General features: G+C 65.1%; 12 protein-coding genes and 1 tRNA gene. 4 read left to right on the forward strand and 9 right to left on the reverse strand.

Translation table 11 applies throughout. From position 1 onward, the window contains the following. Window positions 1–39: 39 nt before the first annotated feature. The 3 genes from C7R54_RS19560 to C7R54_RS19570 all read right to left on the reverse strand — a co-directional run bounded on the left by C7R54_RS19560 (window position 40) and on the right by C7R54_RS19570 (window position 3,483). The gene (locus tag C7R54_RS19560) at window positions 40–963 is read right to left on the reverse strand and encodes a LysR family transcriptional regulator (protein WP_129152121.1); all 924 of its coding nucleotides are present in this window, start codon (window positions 961–963) and stop codon (window positions 40–42) included. 309 nt (window positions 964–1,272) lie between these two features. Beyond that, complete coding sequence (locus tag C7R54_RS19565; protein ID WP_129152122.1) at window positions 1,273–2,037, reverse strand: SDR family oxidoreductase; 765 nt, start codon at window positions 2,035–2,037, stop codon at window positions 1,273–1,275. Window positions 2,038–2,064: 27 nt separating this feature from the next. Then, the gene (locus tag C7R54_RS19570; protein WP_129152445.1) at window positions 2,065–3,483 is read right to left on the reverse strand and encodes an MFS transporter; all 1,419 of its coding nucleotides are present in this window, start codon (window positions 3,481–3,483) and stop codon (window positions 2,065–2,067) included. Window positions 3,484–3,572: 89 nt separating this feature from the next. Between C7R54_RS19570 and C7R54_RS19575 the strand changes: the two genes are divergently transcribed. Further along, complete coding sequence (locus tag C7R54_RS19575) at window positions 3,573–4,436, forward strand: LysR family transcriptional regulator (RefSeq protein ID WP_129152123.1); 864 nt, start codon at window positions 3,573–3,575, stop codon at window positions 4,434–4,436. A gap of 3 nt (window positions 4,437–4,439) precedes the next feature. Here C7R54_RS19575 and C7R54_RS19580 read toward each other — a convergent pair whose 3' ends face one another. Next, on the reverse strand, window positions 4,440–4,673 hold the full coding sequence (locus tag C7R54_RS19580; RefSeq protein WP_129152124.1) for a hypothetical protein: 234 nt from the start codon (window positions 4,671–4,673) through the stop codon (window positions 4,440–4,442). Window positions 4,674–4,850: 177 nt separating this feature from the next. On the opposite strand from C7R54_RS19580, the gene C7R54_RS19585 reads away from it, so the two are divergent. Continuing rightward, complete coding sequence (locus C7R54_RS19585) at window positions 4,851–6,233, forward strand: aminotransferase-like domain-containing protein (RefSeq protein ID WP_129152125.1); 1,383 nt, start codon at window positions 4,851–4,853, stop codon at window positions 6,231–6,233. Here the strand turns inward: C7R54_RS19585 and C7R54_RS19590 are convergent. Then, window positions 6,159–7,154, reverse strand: a complete 996-nt coding sequence (locus tag C7R54_RS19590; RefSeq protein ID WP_129152446.1) for a LysR family transcriptional regulator — start codon at window positions 7,152–7,154, stop codon at window positions 6,159–6,161. The genes C7R54_RS19585 and C7R54_RS19590 overlap by 75 nt on opposite strands. A 135-nt stretch (window positions 7,155–7,289) precedes the next feature. Here C7R54_RS19590 and C7R54_RS19595 point away from each other — a divergent pair, with 135 nt between their 5' ends. Next, window positions 7,290–8,303 (forward strand): zinc-binding alcohol dehydrogenase family protein, encoded by a 1,014-nt coding sequence (locus C7R54_RS19595; RefSeq protein WP_129152126.1) that lies wholly within the window; start codon window positions 7,290–7,292, stop codon window positions 8,301–8,303. Between the two features lie 436 nt (window positions 8,304–8,739). After that, entirely contained in the window at window positions 8,740–11,454 is a 2,715-nt protein-coding gene (locus C7R54_RS19600; RefSeq protein ID WP_129152127.1) for a hypothetical protein, read from the forward strand. A gap of 123 nt (window positions 11,455–11,577) precedes the next feature. Here C7R54_RS19600 and C7R54_RS19605 read toward each other — a convergent pair. From C7R54_RS19605 to C7R54_RS19620, 4 genes are all read right to left on the reverse strand, one after another. Continuing rightward, window positions 11,578–11,653: transfer RNA gene (locus tag C7R54_RS19605), tRNA-Gly, on the reverse strand. Between the two features lie 192 nt (window positions 11,654–11,845). After that, a complete protein-coding gene (locus tag C7R54_RS19610; RefSeq protein WP_129152128.1) occupies window positions 11,846–12,814 on the reverse strand; it encodes a tripartite tricarboxylate transporter substrate binding protein in 969 nt (322 codons plus the stop codon). Between the two features lie 349 nt (window positions 12,815–13,163). Next, a complete protein-coding gene (locus C7R54_RS29290) occupies window positions 13,164–16,991 on the reverse strand; it encodes a hydantoinase B/oxoprolinase family protein (protein ID WP_129152129.1) in 3,828 nt (1,275 codons plus the stop codon). Window positions 16,992–17,199: 208 nt separating this feature from the next. Beyond that, complete coding sequence (locus tag C7R54_RS19620; RefSeq protein ID WP_158021247.1) at window positions 17,200–18,648, reverse strand: MmgE/PrpD family protein; 1,449 nt, start codon at window positions 18,646–18,648, stop codon at window positions 17,200–17,202. Window positions 18,649–18,678 lie beyond the last annotated feature (30 nt).

The following is an 18,678-nucleotide window of genomic DNA, read 5'->3' on the forward strand; positions in this document are numbered from 1 at the left end:
GCACGGTTTGCGCATGGCGGCAACCGTGCCGCGCGCGCTCTAGCGAGGAGGCGGGACCCTTATTCCTTGTCCCGGGACCGGCGAGTCGCGCAGCGCCGCGATCAGCAGTTCCTGGAATTGTGTCATGGCCAATGTCGGCGTCCTGTCGGCACGCCGTACCAGGTAGCGCGAGAACAGCAGTCCTTCGATGGGCCCCCCATCGAAATTGCCCTGAAGGATGTCCTTGCTGATTCCGGAGCACGGCGATATATGCGCGCCCAGGCCTTGCCGGACCAGGTCCTTGATGGCCTGAACGGCATTCGTTTCCACGATGATGTTCAGCTTCAGGCCCAGGCGGGAGGCCTCCCCCTCGATGTACTCGCGCACATGATGCGGGCGTTCGGTCTGGATCAGGGGCTGGGCGGCGAGCTCGCTCAGCTTATAGGTCCTGGGGGTGGGGAGGCCCGGAGAGCGGCGTGGCTGCAGCACCCACAATTCCTCGTCGCACAGGTGGGTACCCGCCAATTTTGGATCGTCGTTCACGGTCAATACCGCCAGATCCACCTCGTCGGCGAGCAAGGCCGCGCGCAACTCGTTGCCGAGTCCTTCGCGCAATGCCAGGGTCGCGCGGGGATAGCGCTGCTGGAAGTTCGCGGTGACCCGGCCCAGGATGACGCCGCCGAGAGACGGCGGAATGCCGACGCGCAAGGTTCCTTCCACGGTGGCATTCAACGCCGATACCTTGGCGGTCACGTCGTGCACGAGCTGGAAAATCGCTTCCGCGCCTTCGAGCAATTGCAGGCCGGCGGCGGTCGGCTCGGCGCCACGACTATGCCGCACAAGCAGCTGAACGCCCAGTTCTTCTTCCAGCAGCAGCACTTGCCTGGTCAAGGCGGGTTGCGCGATGTGCAGGGCGGCGGAGGCCTTTGAAAAACTCTTCAGTTGCGCGACCCGCGTGAAGTATCGAAGCTGGACCAGATCCATCTGGGCTATTCCTTCGTTGTCTTCAATACATCCACCAACTCGTCGCCTGCCGCGACGAATATCTCTTGGGCTGTTATGTACAGGCCGCTCATCTTTTGCTCCCCCGAAATGTGTCGGCAATGACGCCGACAGGCCGACATTTTAGCTTCCACGGTAGGCATTATTCGGCGCCTTTTTGTATTACCAAGGACCAAGACCCGCACGGACATCTCTGGGAAATCGTCTGGAATCCGCAATGGTCGGGGTGAAAGCTGACCGGGCGCGGTAACTGGAGCCGGTGGCCCCGAAACCCGCAGCAGTCGGGTCCGGTCAGGCGCTTATGCCGCCGTCGACCAGGATTCCCGAACCGGTGACATAGGCCGCGCCAGGTCCGGCCAGGAAGGCCACGGCTTCGGCGACCTCCCTGGTCTTGCCGTAGCGGGCGATAGACAGGCTTGGCAGTATGGAGGAAGCAAGAGGACCGTCGGCAGGATTCATGTCAGTATCGATGGGGCCAGGACGAACCAGGTTGACGGTGATGTCACGATGACCAAGCTCACGGGCCAGCCCACGGGTAAAGCTCTCCATCGCGGATTTGGTAGCCGCATAGACCGCGATGCCGGCGAATGGCACCGACAGGCCGGCATTGCTGCCGATAGTGATGATACGGCCGCCATTGGGAAGGTGTTTCAGCGCGGCCTGGGTGGTCATGAAAACGCCGCGTACATTGACGTCGAGCTGCAGGGTTATATCGTCCAATGACTGCTCGGACAACGGGCCTGCAATCAGGACGCCGGCGTTGTTGACAAGGATGTCCAGCCCGCCTAGGTCCCTCACTGTCTGCTCTACCGCGGCCTTCGCGGCATCAGGGTCGGCTGCATTGGCTTGGATGGCGACGGCGTTGCGGCCGAGGGCGCGAATCTCGGCAACCAGGGCTGCGGCCTTTTCAGCCGATTTCTCGTAGGTGATAGCGACGTCCGCACCGTCCTCGGCCAGCTTGAGCGCAATGGCCGCGCCGATGCCACGCGCCGCACCGGTAACTAGCGCCCGTTTACGGGCGAGAACAAGGAATGGATTTTTCGAGGCAGTGTTCATGACATTAGGCCACTTATGTGTCGACGGTTAGTCTGGCACGCGCTTACAGACCATCATGCTTAGTATGGCGGCCAGTGCCAGCGACGCCCCTATGGCCAATGAAGCCACCGCGAAGCCGAGCTGCACGTCGTGCGCGCTTGCTCCGTCAGGCGCGATCGCGATGAATAGACCGCCGAACAAGGCGACGCTTACGGCGGCGCTGATCTGCAAGGTGGCGTTTACCAAGCCCGAGGCCAACCCCGCCCAGCGTGTTTCCACATGGTCCACGTTCAAGCGCACCAGCGCGGGAAGGGCTATCCCTTGCCCGACGCCAACCAGGAACAAGGGCAAGACAAGCCAGGACGATGCTCCGGCGAAAGCCAGCGCTGCGACCATGACCAGACCGGACACCTCCAGAACCATGCCAAACCCGGCGGTACGTGAGCCCATGCGCCGGGCGATGCGCGGACTGCACAGTGGACCCAGGAAAAACCCGATGCCGAGCGGCAGGATGGCCAAACCGGCCGTCAAGGCGTCATGGCCCAGGCCGGCCTGTTCGTACACGGCGAATACCAGGAAGAACGCGGCGAGCGCATAGAAGAGGAACGTCGATGCCAAGCTGCGTCGCAACCCACGCAAGGCCAGAAGCGAGGGCAGAACCAGAGGCGTGCCGCCTGCGCGTTCCCGTGCCTTTTCATACTGCCAGAAGAGCCATAACAACGGCAGGCTTGAAACCAGCGGCACCATGCACCACCACGGCCAGTGGTGTTCCTGTCCTTCGATAAGCGGAACCACGAGCGCCAGCAAGCCAACCGCCAGCAGCAGCGCCCCCGGCACGTCCAGGCGAGGCGAACGTTCGGCTCGACTTTCACGCAGGAGCATCATTGCAGAGGGAACGGCAACGATGATGATGGGAAGATTGATCAGGAAGACGCTGCGCCACCCCAGCCCCCACGGGCTGGTCGAAACCAGCACCCCCCCGAGCAGTTGTCCGCCCACGGAGGCCAGGCCGAACGTCGCGCCGTACAGGCTCAGCGCGCGATTCTTCTCGCTTGCCGGAAAGATGGCGTGTATCGAGGCCAATGATTGCGGCGCCATGATCGCTGCCGCTATCCCTTGCAGCAGCCGGCCGACGACAAGCATGCCCGGCGACGGCGCCAGGCCACACCACGCCGAAGCGACGCCAAATCCGAGCATGCCGGCTATGAACACGCGCTTCCGGCCATAGAGATCACCCAGGCGCCCGCCCAGGATCAGGGTGACGGCATAGGCCGCGGCATACACCGAGATCACCAACTGCGAGACGTCGGAAGAAGCTTGCAGGTCCGTCCGTATGGCAGGTAGCGCCACGTTGACGATGAAGAAGTCCAAAGGCGGCAGCAGCGTGCCGGTCAGCAGGACGGCCAAGGCGAGCCAGCGGCGGGAGTCAGGGGCTGCCGTTCCGGTGGTATGGGTCAATGTATTCATCATGGCGTGGCATGATGAACCAAACAAGATTGTCGAGATACTGATATCCATGTACATTTTGCGTACATTTTTGTACGGACAGGCTTGGCATGGAATGGAACGACGTTCGCATCTTCCTCGCAGTCGCCCGCGGTGGGTCCTTCGGCAAGGCCGCCCAGGCGCTGGGCGTGAGCCATCCGACAGTGGGGCGCCGCATAAAGGTGCTTGAAGACGAGGCCAAGCAAGCACTCTTTCGTAGAACAAAGGACGGACTGGTGCTCACGGATGCCGGTGACACCGTGCGGGCACTGGCGGAGTCCATGGAGGATTCCGCGCTGTCCATGGAAAGGCGTCTGACCGGGAACGACCAACGCCTCGAAGGTATCCTGCGGATCTCGTCAGCGGAATGGTTCGCCGGCTATGTCCTGGCCCCAGTCCTGGTCGAGTTGAAACGCCGCCATCCCGCTGTCGTGCCGGAAGTGATTGCAAGCCATCGCTTACTCGATCTCTCACGCCGGGAGGCCGACGTGGCCTTTCGCATCGTACCTTTCAGCGAGCCGGATATTGTTCAGCGCCGCCTGATGCGAATGTCATATGGGGTGTATGCGTCGGCGGGGACCGCCCAGGCATTGGAGGACGATCCAGCATCCGTAGGGGTCATTCTCATGAATACCGCGCAATCGCATTTCCCCGATGTGGCGTGGGTATTGGAGAGGTTCCCGCTTTCCCGAAGTACTTTCACAAGTACGAGCCGTTCGGTCCAGGCACAGATGTGCTTGAGGGGCATGGGCATCGCGGTGCTCCCAAGGCCAATAGGCGATGCAGTCTCCGGATTGCAGCGTATCGACACACCGGATCAGCCTCCGACGCGGGATATATGGGTCGGCTATCACCAGGACCTGCGGCACATGGATCGCTTGCGGGCGATGCTGGATATCGCCGACGCGATGCTGTCGGAGCGAGACCCGTCCTAGCCATCACGGAAGCCTCATGTCCATCCCCAACATCCTGGCAAGCCCGAAGGCGAGAAGCAGCACGCCAGCGAGCGCCAGGATGAAGATGACCGCCACCTTGCCGCTCGTGCGCAGCAGCGCGCGCCTGTCCTTCCCCTTCTTCCCTTGGTCGTAATGCCACTTGATGGCGAAGAACATGCAGGTGGCGAATACGAGAACCTTGAACGTAATGAAGACTACCGGGATCCAATCGATCATTTGAGAATTTCCAGCTTCTGACTTGACACTGTCCGCCCCAAGGAGCACTACCTCCAGGATGAGAAAGGCGAAAACGTCAGCGGCTGCTATCCTTGTATGGAAGTCGCCGCGCGTTATCGGACATACTACTAAAAAGCAATTTCCATACATCGACACGCAACGTCGCCCCTGAAAACCATGCAAAACGACAATTCGCCCACCTGGCCGCCCCGATTGGCCGTCCAGGGCGGACCTCGTTTTTTGCAGATCGCGGATGCCTTGCAGGCGGCGGTGGCGGAAGGATCGCTGAAACCGGGTGACCGCCTGCTTCCGCAGCGCCAACTGGCGGCACGGCTGGGCGTCGACCTGACGACGATCACGCGCGCATACCACGAAGCCAAACGCCGCCACTTGCTGGAGGGGCGCGGCGCCCGGGGCACCTATGTCGCCGCCCCGAAGGTCGAATTGACCTCGATCCTCGACCTGAGCATGAATACCCCGCCACCGCCGGATGGCGTGGACTTCGACGACCTGTTGAAACAAGGCCTGGCTCAGGTGTTGATGAGGGCCGATACCGAGTTGCTCATGACTTATCACCTGGGTGGGGGTAGCGACTCCGACCGTAAGGCTGGAGCCAAATGGCTGGAGCCGATGTTTGGTTATCTGGATGCTCGACAGGTTGTCGTCTGTCCGGGTGCGCAAGCGGCGATCGCCGCATTGATCCTTGCGCTGACGGAGCCCGGCGATGTGATACTGGCGGAGCCAGCCAGCTATCCCGGCTTGCGCGCCGCGGGGACTCAGTTCGGCCGGCGCATCATCGCAGTGGAAGTGGACAAGCACGGGATGGCGCCCACGAAACTCGATCAAGCGTGCCGCCGGCACAAACCCGCGCTGATCTACCTCAATCCGACATTGCAGAATCCGACGGCCATCACCATGCCGGAACGCCGGCGCAAGGAACTCGCCACCATCGCGAAGCGCCGCAATGTACGCATCGTCGAGGATGATCCCTACTGGCTTCTTGCCGATGGCCCACCGCCACCTATTGCAACGTTCGCCCCGGAACAGGTGTACTACATCTCGACCCTGTCGAAATGCCTGACGCCCGGCTTGCGTGTCGCCTTCGTGCTTATACGCGACCCGGACGAACGCGAACGTTTCCTGGTCGCGCTAAGATCATTCGCGCTGATGGCCGCCCCCCTGACGGCCGCGCTTGCCACGCAGTGGATCCTCGACGGCTCGGCTGACGGATTGATGGAAGGCGTACGCAAGGAGGCGCGCCTGCGCCACCGGATGGCGAGGGACATCCTGGCGGGACGGTACGACGGCGCTGGAGACGGCCTGCACGTATGGCTGGAATTGCCGGGGTATTGGAGCTCCTCGCAGCTTGCGCGCGCAGCCGAAAGCGAGGGCTTGGCGGTCACGCCGGCGGAGGCATTCGCCACCGGCAGCGGTTGCGTGAATGCCGTCCGGATCTCCCTGGGCAGCATCAAGGACCGTGGACGTCTACAGGCGGGACTTCAACGGCTCTCTCAGCTGCTTGCGCGTCGGCCCGAGTCCCTCGGCGCCGCCGTGGTGTAGCTGCCCCGGAAACACGGGATGACTGGCCGACAACGCGGCGCAACGTTCCTGCAGGAACGCATGCAATGCGCCGAGCGCCGGCGTCAGCTGTGCTCGGTGGGCACACACCAGGTGCAAGGGTGCGGGCTCGCAATGCGCCTGCGGAAACAGCTCCACCAGCCGTCCCGCCTTCAGGTCCTCGATGAGATCCAGCCGCGATTTGTAGACCAGGCCTTCCCCCGCGATCGCCCAGCGGCGTACCACATCGGCATCGTCGCTGACGCGGTTGCCCGTGACCGTCACGGCGCGGTCGCCACCGGGCAGGGTAAACCGCCAGCGTTCATGGATCTGCTCGCCCCATACATAGCGCAGGCAGTTGTGCCGCCGCAGGTCCTCGGGCTTGGCCGGCGCGCCATGTCGTTCGATGTACGCCGGCGCGGCGCATAGCGCGCGCCGGTTGTCGCCAGCCAGCTTGAGGGCCAGGAGCGACGAGTCCGGCAGCAGTCCGTAGCGTATGACGGCATCCAGCGGCTGGCGCATGAGGTCGGCCGCGCGGTCGCTTATTTTCAGGTGCAGCGACAAGCCGGGATGCTGGTGCTGGAATTCGTCCAGCCAGGGCAGCAGCAGGTTGCGCCCGAAGTCCGACGGCGCCGACAGCCGCAGCGGACCGGACAGCGCGGATCGCCCGTCCGCCAGGGCGTGCTCGCCTTGCTCTCGCGCCTCCACCATGGCCCTCGCATGGGGCAGATAGCGCTCTCCCGCCTCCGACAGCTGCATGCTGCGCGTGGAACGCGTGAACAGGCGTGCGTCCAGGGCTTTTTCCAGCCGCTGCACCGAAGCGCTGGCCTGCCCGGGCGCGATGTTCAGGCGGCGCGCGGCTTCCGAAAAGCTGCCGGCGTCCGCGGTGTGCACGAAGATCTGCACGTCATCGAGGCGGATGATTTTCATCGAAACGCAGAAAGTATTTTGGTTTTTCGGGGATTTATCTGTAAATCACGGAAAAATAACATGGTGTCCTGCATCCATGAAGGCCGGCGGCCTTCTGGGCCCTCCGTCCGTTTTTCCAAGGAGTTTTCCATGAAGGCCATAGGCTTCCATCAGAACCACCCCATCAGCCACCCGCAGGCGCTGCAAGACATCGAAGTGCCTACCCCGGCATTGCGTGACCACGACTTGCTGGTCGAGGTCAGGGCGGTGTCGGTCAACCCGGTCGATACCAAGGTCCGGCTCGGCGGCGATATTCCGGCGAACGGCGCGCGCATCGCCGGCTGGGATGCCGCGGGCATCGTCCGTGCCGCGGGCCCGCTGGCCACGCGCTTCAAGCCGGGCGACCGCGTATGGTATGCCGGCGACATCACGCGGCCTGGCTGCAATAGCGAGCTGCACGCCGTGGACGAGCGTATCGTCGGCCCCATGCCGGCCTCGCTCGACTTCGCGCAAGCCGCGTCCTTGCCGCTGACGGCCATCACCGCCTGGGAGCTGCTGTTCGACCGCCTGTGCGTCCAGGCGGCCGACCCGACCGACCATAACGTGCTGCTGGTGGTCGGCGCGGCGGGCGGCGTGGGCTCCATCCTGACCCAGCTGGCGCGCGCGCTGACGGGCATGACCGTGATCGGCACCGCCTCGCGGCCGGAAACCCGCGAATGGGTGCTGGATCATGGCGCGCATCACGTCATCGATCACCGCCAGCCCTGGGCGCCGCAATTGGCCGCGTTAGGCTTGGAGCACGTCACGCACGTGGTCGGCTTGAACCAGAGCGCGGCCTATGTTCCGCAGATTGCCGCGGTGCTGCGCCCGGAGGGCCAGTTCGCCCTCATCGACGACCCGGTGAGCCTGGATATCGGACCCTTCAAGGCGAAGTCCATTTCGATCCACTGGGAGCTGATGTTCACCCGCGCCATGTTCAACACCAGCACCCTCGCCCGGCAACACGCCCTGTTGCGCCGCGTGGCGGAGCTGGTCGATCGCGGCGAGATCAAGCACACGCTGACCCGCCGCATCGACGGCATCGACGCCGCCACGCTGATGCAGGCGCATGCGCTGGTCGAGGCCGGCAACATGATAGGCAAGGTCGTCGTCGCGCGTCCCTGAGCCATACCGGCTGCGCGCGTCCCTATGACAACGCAAGGCAAGGGGACGGCCAGGGCTCGCACGGCCTGGGCGTCCAAGGGCTAGCCCAACTGGTCGCCTTGATGGCGGACTTTGATGGTGAATTTACGCGGGCGCAAACCGCGTGGCGATGTGATGCGCGTGCGAGCCTATCGACGTTTCGATTCGGCCTGGCGGACCTTGGCGGACCGCGGAGGACATTCTGGCTGACCGACACGGGGGCTTGCCCGACGCGGGGCAGTGATTCACGCTCCAAGGGACGCATGGCGCCGCGATGCGCCTGGCGTGGCCATGCTAGGCAGGAAGGGCGACCGGTGGTGCGCACGGACAGGGGCGCGTGCGCATGCGCGACGGAACCGGACGTCGAAGAGGCTCTACTCAGCCCCGACATTGCATCGGACAGCAAGCAGGAGCCTTTATGTTGGGATCATTGAATTCGAGTAGGGAAAGCACCGCAGCCTACGCAGGCCTTCAATCGCAGGACGAGAATACCGCCCGGGCGGCCAGCGACGTAGGCCGCCGCGCAACCGGCGCTCGACATGACGGACCCCATGCTCTTTTCGCTCCTGCCGCTCGTTCCGCCGGCCCGGCCAGCCTGGTCGACGCGACGCCGGGCGGCCAGCGGCGCGCGCAGGCTACCGGCCTCGCCACCGCCGGGCCCGGGGCTGCGTCTTGCCAGGGATGGGAGATGATCGACGGAGACACGCGCAGCGACTCCGGGTGCGAGAGTTCTGGTGCCGACGCTCAGGACGACACCCTTATGCAGGATTGCAGCCTTGTGCCGAATTACACCCTCACCAGCGAGGCGGAGTTCGCGCTCGTCAGCTCCGCCGAACATCCCGTCGTGACCATGGATGATTCCCTTGAGAACATGTCCGAGGCCGACGGCGGGAGCTTCGCAGGGGGCAAGAGCATGTTCGGACCGGACGACTTCCACGAGGGGCCCATCGTCAACGGCGCAAGTCTGTGGGACTACAGTCTCGTGACCAGGACGCAGGCAGCGAACGTAGCACTGGCGGACGACGGGGCGGTCGTTCATAACGCGAAACAATGCCTGGACGCGGTATACCGCATCTGCGTTGACTCGCGGCGTCAGCGGCTGACCGGGACGAACGGCGCCGGGAATGGGAAAAAGCTGTTCAAGGCGCTGGCGGGCGCCTTGGGCATGGATGCCACAACCCCCTACATGAAAACGGGCGAGTACCTGGGAAACATGAGGAAGGTTGCCACCACGTTCTGGGAGGGGCAGGGCACGGATGCTTCGGCGGCCGCGGGCCTGGTGGGACCTAACGCAGGCGTGTTCTACACGGCGCTTCAGGAGGTTCCGGACATCCAGCTTATACGCCTGCATAGGGAGATGACAGACCGTGACGTCACCCGGCCCGGTCAGGAAGCGATCAAGCGTCTTTTCGAAATCCTGGAAGTCGATCGTGACGAAAGGCCGGCATTGGGCGCGCAGCTCGAAGGCATGCAAATGGCGATCAAGGCGATGGTTCGCGAGCGCTTTATTCTTCATCCCATGCGCGAGTTGTTGAATTTGTTCAGGATCGAAGGTCAGGCCATGAACGAAGGCCGGCGCCCCCTCAGCCAGGAGGAGAAAAAGGAGCGGATAGAAGCCTTGATCGAAACGCTGATGCTGGGCATGTACGATGGGGTGTCCCTGCCCGAGGGGTGCAATACGGTGCTGAGCGCCTGGATGTATGTCGATGAGTGTTTCATGGAGCACTTCAATAAATCGATGGCCTCGGGGCTCGCGAATTTCCGATTAACACCCGAGCAGGAAGCGGTGCGGAAAGCCGAGTTGGCAGCCGGCCTGCAAGCCATGCGCCAGGGCCTGTCGGCGTACCTTGAAGAGCAATTGCAAGACCAACGGCAGTCGGGGCGTTTTTCCCAAGGCTTGTTGGGATATACGGGGTCGAGGGCGATGTCCGTGCACGTCGAACGCGCCGTGTTGGTACTTCAGCAGGTTCTTTCCGGCAACGCGGGCGGCGTGCCGGCCAGCCTCTTGGAGAGAATACGGACAAAAAGCGCGGCCGAACTGAATCTGGCCATGCCGCCCACCTCCGACGAGCTTGAAACGCGGATGCCGCACACGCGCGTGTTCTCGGCCGTGAAGAAGTGGATTACTTATTTCTTCACGTCCCGGGCTGGACGCAAGGCGATCCGTCGCGCGCATCTTGAGCAGCGATTGAACGGGGCCATGGACACCTTGGTGGATACGTTGCTCACCGAGCGCGCCGGCAAGCCCGGCCGTCTAAAGTCGGATTTCAAGCAGGTGATGCGGGCGCTCTATGCGATGCGAGCCGAGCATGACCGGCAACATCTGGAAGCCGGACTGTTCGATGAGTCCGCGATCCTGGAACGGGCTATCGGCAGTCGCCTGAAGGAAGTGCAAGCGGCAGGTATCCGGGACGCGATCCTGCGCGCTGGTGCGAACGATGATGCCGTCTCATCCCTGTCCACGGACGCCTTCCATCGTCCGTCCGGCATGCTCGCCAAGGGCTGGCATGATTTCCGCCAGAAGCTGCGCAGCGCATTTACGGATGCTTCGTCCATCGACCGCGTCGCTCGGAGCACGCGCCTCCCTCCTCCGGACGGCTGGGCGCTGTTGCGCATGAAACTGGGCAGGGAATTGGCCGAGCGCGCGGAGTGCAGTCGAGCCGACGCATTCATCGGCGCTTGTCTGAATGATGGGGATAGGTCCGACCAACAGATTTATCAGGAACTGGCCTATGAGGCACTGATCGACTGGATAAGCTGGTGCGGCTACGCCGGCGGCGGGCAGGCGGTGGTGCCGCGAGACCAGATCGGGCTTGCCTTGTCCAGGCGCTCGCCGGACGACCTGAAGCGCCTGCGGCAGGTCTTGTCCACGCACCTCGCCAGCGAAGAGGGCGGCGCGGCCTCCATGTTCCGCCAATTGAAAATGCGCCAGGATGATTTCTGGTTCCTGGATTGCCATCTGGCGCATATGTTGGAGGCGATAGGGACAGCGTTGCGCCGAAAAGAGCCGTCGGCGATGGGTGTCCCCGCCGCGCCTCTCGATGTTGCGCCCGTGCCGGCATTGGCGAGCGTCGCCACCGCCGCGGTAGCGCCCGCGAACGCGGCGGACCCGTTGGCCCTTGCCCAGGCCTGAGGTGCGGAATAAAAAAGCTGAAAAAGAAGAGGCGAAAAAAAGGCGAAAAAAAGCCGAAACGAAGGTTTCGGCCTTTTTTCTACCATCCATGGACTTCGCTAGCGTGTCCACAGGAGAGAATTCTGGAGCGGGAAACGAGTCTCGAACTCGCGACCTCAACCTTGGCAAGGTTGCGCTCTACCAACTGAGCTATTCCCGCATTTTTATCGCCAGCGCTGCGTAGTCGTAGTGCACGGCGTCGTAGTGCACAGCGCTTCGATAAATTCGCCGCTTCGAAAAGCGGCGAGAAAGAGATTATACACAGATTTTTTGCTTTGTCGCGCGTTTCGTCATCGATACGCAAAAAGACGCAGGGCGACGGCGCCGGAAGCGTGCCGCCGCCACGCAGGACTCACTTCTCGATGGCGCTGCGATTACGCTGGACGACGTCTTTCCACAGCGCGATGTCCTTGTCGATGAACTGCTGGAACTCCTGCGGCGTCTCGCGCTTGAGCACGATGCCGCTGCGGGTGGTCAGCGCGTCGACGATGGCGGGATCGGCCAGGGTTTCATTGACCGCTGCATTGATCTTGGCGACCACGTCGGCCGGCACGCCCGCCGGCGCCATCAAGCCGTAGTACACGCCCAGGTCGTACTTGGGATAGCCCAGTTCACCGAAGGTAGGAACGTCGGGCGACAGCGGCGAACGCTTGTCGCCGGAGATGGCCAGCGGCACCACGCGATCGGACGCGGCGTCGCCCAGCAGGGGATTGATCAGGACGTCGACCTGGCCGCCGAGCAGGGCGCTCAAGGCATCCGCGCCGCCTTTGTAGGGGATGTGGGTCATCGAAATGCCGGCGATCTCGTCGAACAGCACGGTGGCCATGTGGGGCGTGCCGCCGATGCCCGAAGAGCCGTAGTTCAGCACGCCGGGATGGGCCTTCGCATAGCTGACCAGGTCGGCCAGCGTCTTGAAGCCCCGCTGCTTGCTGACCTTCAGGATGACCGGGCCGATGCCGACATAGGCGACGGCGCGCAGGTCCTTCTGCGTGTCGAACTTCAAGTCGGGATACAGGGCCGGGGCGATGGCGATGCTGTTGGCCACCACCAGCAGGGTGTAGCCGTCCGCCTTGCTGCGCGAGACGTAGTCGGCGGCCAGGTTGCCGCCCGCGCCGGCGCGGTTTTCCACGACGATGGACTGGCCGATCTTCTGCGACAGCTTGCTGGCCACGGTGCGCGCCACCATGTCGATGCTGCTGCCGGCGGAGAAGCCGACCACCAGGGTCAGGGGCTTGTCGGGAAACGCGGCGCCGGCGGCGGCGCCAAAGGCGAGGGCGGCCGCGGCGGCGGCCGTGGTCAGGAGTTTGCGGATTAGCGTCATGGTCGAGATCCCCCGGAAATGGATCCAGGTAGTAGCGGTTGTGCCCTTGGACGGGTCAGGTCCCGAGGCGATAAAAAGGTGCGCCGATGCACTGCCACATATAGTAAATAATTATTTCATTCCGCTCCGTTATAAGCATATGAAATATGCGGTGCGAGCGTGGCCGCAGAGGCGGTCGCGGGACTCGCGGGTCCGGTCGTCCGCCCCAAGGGCGGACGACATGCGCGATTTGATGCCATCGCGATGGGTCGAAGACCGAGGATCCCGGAAACGAATGACCCGAAGCGTATGCCTTCCCCAGCGCCGGACCGCATCCATTCCATCCGCGCGCCGTCTCGTCCGCCGGGAATCAATCGGCGACGTACCCCAGCCGCGCATCCTTCGCCCGCGCCTCGGCCCGACGCCCGGCCGGCGCGCCATAACCGCCGCCGCCGGGCGTGCGCAGCGTCACCTCGTCGCCCGGCTGCAAGACCTGCGGCGTGCGTGTGTCGATGGCCACGCCGTTGATCAACACCGCGCCCGGCGCGCCCTCGCCGCCGCCGGCCAGGCCGGGCGCGGCAATGCGTATGCGCTCGGTCAGGAAGACCACGCCCAGCGGCGTCGGATGGCGGTTGACGTAGCACACCTCCTCGCCCAGGCCGCCGCGCCAGGTGCCATCGCCGCCCGATCCCGGCACCAGCTTCTTGTAGCGGAACAACAAGGGCGAATCGCGCTCGGCCACTTCGATAGGCGTGGGCGAGATATTGCTGGGCCAGGACATCACGTTGGCCCCATCCTTGCCCGCCGTCGCCCCCATGCCGCCGTTGTAGAACAGCACGGTGGCGAAAGGCTTGCCGTTGGCGCGCACGCCGCTCATGTTGGTGATCCACACCGGCGACCCGACGCCGGCCATGACGCGGCCAGGCAGGGCCGCGTAGAGCGCGCCGAAGACCACGGTAGGCACATAGTGGCCGGTGCAGGACCGGCCGCCCACCGGCGCGGGCGCGACGGGGTTGAGTATGGAGCCCGTCGGCGCCGTGGTGCGGACGGGACGGAACAGGCCGTGGTTATTGGGGAGGTCCGGCACCAGCAGGCTCTTGATGGCGTACTGGGTCATGGCCTCCGTGTACGCCAGCACGCAGTTGATGGCGCGCGGCTGCTGCGGCGAGGAACCGGCGAAGTCGCATTCGATCTCCCCGCCGGCCACGCGCACCGCCACCTGGAAGTGGAAGGGCTCGGAGAAGCCATCGGTCTTCATCCCGTACTCGTAGACGCCGTCGGGCAGGGCGGCGATCGCCTTGCTCATGGCGTGCTCGCTGCGTTCGAACAGCGCATCGGCCAGGTCGTCCACGCCCTCCAGGCCGTATTCGGCCAGCAGGGTGGCGACGCGGCCGGCGATGAGTTCGGTGGCGCCCACATGGCACCAGATATCGCCGGTGGTCTGCTCGGGCGTGCGCACATTGGTGCGCAACAGGGTCAGCAAGGTCTCGTCCGTTTCGCCGGCGCGCAGGAAGTGCATCAGCGGCATGTGGAAGCCTTCCTCGTACAGTTCGCGCGCATCGACCGAGCGGATCTTGCCGCCGATATCGGGCACATGGCCCGCCGTGGCGGCGAAGCCGATCACGCGGCCGTCGTGGAAGATGGGCTTGACCAGGCAGACGTCGTTCAGGTGGCCGGTGCCTATCCACGGATTGTTGGTGATGTAGACATCACCGTCGCGCATGGTGTCCAGCGCGAAGCGCGCGATGGTGGCGCGCACCGTCTTGCCCAGGGTGCCGATGAAGGACGGGATGGCGCCGGCGTTTTCCGCCAGCGTCTGGCCGCGCGAGTCGGTCATCACCACCGCGAAATCGTTGGCCTCGGAGGACAGCGTCGAGAACGACGTGCGCACGATAAGCTTGGCGGCCTCGCTCACCACGGAGCGCATGCGGGTCCAGAAGACTTCCAGGAAGATGGGGTCGGCGGCGGGGGCGACCCTGGCGCTGCTCGCGGCCTTGGCAGCATCGGCCTCCTTGGCCTCCTTGGCCGCATTGGCCTCATTCCGGCGCGAACCCGCTTCCGCCGACGTGGCGGTCTCGGTGCCTTCCCCATCCGCGGGCGCGGCGCCTATCGTGACCACCAGATTGCCGTTCACGCTAAGCGTGACTTGTGCCAACGGCCCCACCACCAGCGTCGTGCTGGGCTCCTCGATCAGCAAGGGGCCATGCGCGGTGAAGCCGGGGGACAACTGTTCGCGCCGATAGACAGGCGTGTCGAAATACCGGCGCTCTTCATGGAAATACACCTGCCGGCGCGCTTGCGGCGCCGGCGTGGCGCCGGCGGGCAGCGGCGCCGGCTCGAAGGGCTGGCGGGGTGGCGCTTCGGCCGTGGCGCGCAGATTGACCAGTTCGATGGGCACGTCCGGCGGCGTGCGGCCGAACTTGCGCTGGTATTCACCTCGGAATGCCCGGTCCAGCGCGGCGCGCCAGGCGTCCTCCCCGGCGGCATCGTCGTAACGGTAGGGGCCCGCGGGCAGGTCCACCGTCAGGTTGAAACCCTGGCCGATGAAGCGGCCATCGGCGCGGCGTTTCAGCGCGATCGGGCTGAAGGTGTCCGTCAGCGATTGCAGCGAAGCGCTGGCGCTGGCTTCAAGCGCGGCATACGCCTGCTCGATTTTTTCGATGGGGTCGGTGGCGGGCTTGAAGCTGACCGTGCGCGAGCGGTCGGCGCGCGCCGGCGCCACCAGCAGGCCGAAGGCCGATGCCACGCCTGCCTCGGGCGGGCAGATGATGGTGCGCACGCCGATCTTGCGGGCGACGTAATAGGCATGCAGCGGCCCGCCGCCGCCGGTCGCCACCAGGATGAAGTGGCGCGGATCGCGGCCGCGCTCGGCCACATGCACGCGCGCGGCGGCCGCCATGTTCTCGGCCACGATGTCGTGCACGCCCCAGGCCACGGCCGTACGGTCGCGGTCCAGTTCGCGGGCCAGCTTGTCATAGCCCTGCTCGGCCAGCGCCGGATCGATGGCCAGCGTGCCGCCCGCGAAATAGCCCGCGTTCAGGTAACCCAGGGTCAGGTTGGCGTCGGTCACCGTCGGGGCGTCGCCGCCGCGGCCATAGCACATCGGGCCGGGTTCCGACCCGGCACTGCGGGGACCCGCCTTGAGCAGCCCCAGCTCATCGCGATGCGCGATGCTGCCGCCGCCCGCACCGATCTCGATCAGGTCCACCGTGGTGATGTTGATGGGCATGCCGCTGCCCTCGGCGAAGCGCTTGCGGCGGGCCGCCTCGAAGCCGAAGGCGATGGACGGGCGGGCATCTTCCACCAGGCACAGCTTGGCCGTGGTGCCGCCCATGTCGAAGGCCAGCAGGTCGCGCTGTCCTTCGCGCAGGCAATGATGGGCGGCGGAAATCGCGCCGGCGGCGGGGCCCGATTCCAGCAGGGCGATGGGATGGGCGCGGGCGTCGTCCAGGTGCGCCAGGCCGCCGTTGGACAGCATCATCAGCACGTCGGTGTCCAGGCCCAGTTCGCCCAGCCCGGCGGCGAGCGTGCGCAGATACTGCTGCGCCATGGGCTTGATGTAGGCATTGGCCAGCGTGGTCGACATGCGTTCGTATTCGCGGATGACCGGCGCGGTCTCCGAGGACAGCGTCAACGCCAGGTCCGGATGCCGCTGCGCGATGGCATCGGCCAGGCGGCGCTCGTGGCTGTCGTTCACATAGGCATGCAGCAGGCAGACGGCCAGGGATTCGATGCCGGCCGCGACCAGGCGGTCCACCGTGCGCAGGGCGTCGTCGATTTCCAGCGCTTCGAGCTCCGCGCCGGTGGCGTCCAGGCGGCCGCCCACCTCGCCGCGCAGGTCGCGCGGCGCCAGCGGCGCGGCGCGGTCGAGCTGCAAATCGTACAGGTCGTACTTGCGCTCGTTGCCCATCTCGATGATGTCCATGAAGCCGCGCGTCAGCAGCATGCCGGTGCGCGCGCCGCGCCGTTCGATCAAGGCGTTCGTGAACAGGGTGGTGGCGTGCACCACGCGCTTGACGTCGGCCGGCGCGATGGCGGCACCCTGCATCAGGCGGCCCACGCCATCGATGACCGCCTGCGTGGGGTCTCCGTGCGTGGTCAGCACCTTCAGGCTGTGTTGCCTGCCGCTGTCATGGTCCTGGGCGACCAGGTCCGTGAATGTTCCGCCGATGTCGATGCCGATTGCCCACTGCGCCACGCCTTGCTCCTGAAATCCGTCTGAACCCGATTCCCGCCGGGACGTGAAGGACGCCCGAGGGGGAGGGAAGCGAATTGTAATGAATGCGCGCCTGGAACTCGTCCCAGGCGCGCATTACGCGGATGTTCGTTCTGGCAGGCAAGGCAAGCGGCGGCGCCGGGCAAGGCCGCCCGACGCCACCCGACGCCGCCCGTGAATGCGATCGCGCCTATGCCGTCGCGGCCACCTCGGCGCCGGCCGGCTCGCGCACCGTGACCTCGGTCAGCGCAACATTCAGGGGCGCCACCGACTTCGCCTTGAAGGCGCCATTGGCCAGGACCAGGATGTCGCCCGCCTTTTCCTCGCCCACCGCCGCGCTGGCCAGCGACATGAACTTGCGCTCGATCTCGCTGTGCGGCATGGGATTCTCGGGCATGCCCAGCGAATAGTCCACCTGGCGCGTCAGCACCTTGCCCTGGCGGGTATGGATGGTGACCTTGCCGCCGTAGATGTCGGGATAGGCCCGGTCGATTTCCGGATCGATCTCGATTTCCACCCGCTTGGACAGGTCGAAGACCTGCTTTTCGACGATGCGTTCGGGCGTGAACTGCTCCAGGTAGGCCTGCCCGTCCGTCATCGCCACCGCGATGTTGTAGCGCAGGCTCATTTGCGCATTCAGCACGGAATCCGCGCGGTAGTCGAATCCCGTCTGCGTCCGCACCACGCTGGGGATGCCGGCCACGATGCGCGCCACGTCGGCGACGTCCAGGTCGTTCTCGCGGACCAGGGCCAGGGCGGCATCCACGCAGGCATGGTTGCTGCCGCAGCAGGCGTGCGGCTTGAAGCAGGTCGCGTCGGCATGCCAGAAGGACCCGAGGTCCTTGGTGATCATGCCGGGACGCGGACTATCGGACATGCCGAACAGCAGGCCGCCATCCTCGGCTTCCAGGATGTAGCGCGGGCCCACGAAACCCCGGGCCGCCAGTAGCGCGGCCGCCACCCCGGCCTCCGCCGAACGGCCGGGATGCATGCGCTTGCTCATGCCGCCGTCCGCGGTGAACGCCCAAAGCCCGGCGGATTGCGTGCCGGCCAGGCCCAGCGCGCTGGCCGTGGTGGCGGCGTCCAGGCCCAGTATCACGCTGGCCGCGGCGGCCGCCGCCAGCGTGCCGGTGGTGCCGGTAAGGTGCCAGCCGCGCATGCGCGCACGGCTGGGATTGGCGGCCTGGCTGACGCGGTTCATGGTCTCGTAGCCGGCCGCCATGGCGACCATCGCGGTCCGGCCATCCACGCGCTCGCGTTCGCCCAAGGCCAGCACCACGGGCACGACCAGGGCGCCGGGATGGATCTTTGCGCGGCTGTGGTCGTCGAAGTCGAAGCTGTGGATCGCCGTGCCGGCCGCCAGGACACTGTTGTTCACGCTGACACGCGCCTGTGCGCCCCACAGACCCGCTTCCGCGGGGCCCTGGCGGTCCTTGGCATAGTCGCGCATGATGCGGCCCCAGGGCGTGGTCAGGCCATACAGCCCGCAACCCACCGTATCGACCAGCGCCTTGGCCAGGACGTCCTGCGTATGCCCGGGCACGTCGCGCGGCCGCAGGTTCGCGATGAATTCCGCGAGGGCCAGGGTGATGCCCCGGTGTTCCGCCGCGAGCGCCTTCCAGGATTTCAAGTCATCCATGTCCATCTCCCGTACTTTTCCCGTACCTAT

The sequence above is a fragment of the Achromobacter aloeverae genome, from assembly GCF_004121055.1.
GTDB lineage: Bacteria > Pseudomonadota > Gammaproteobacteria > Burkholderiales > Burkholderiaceae_B > Bordetella_C > Bordetella_C aloeverae.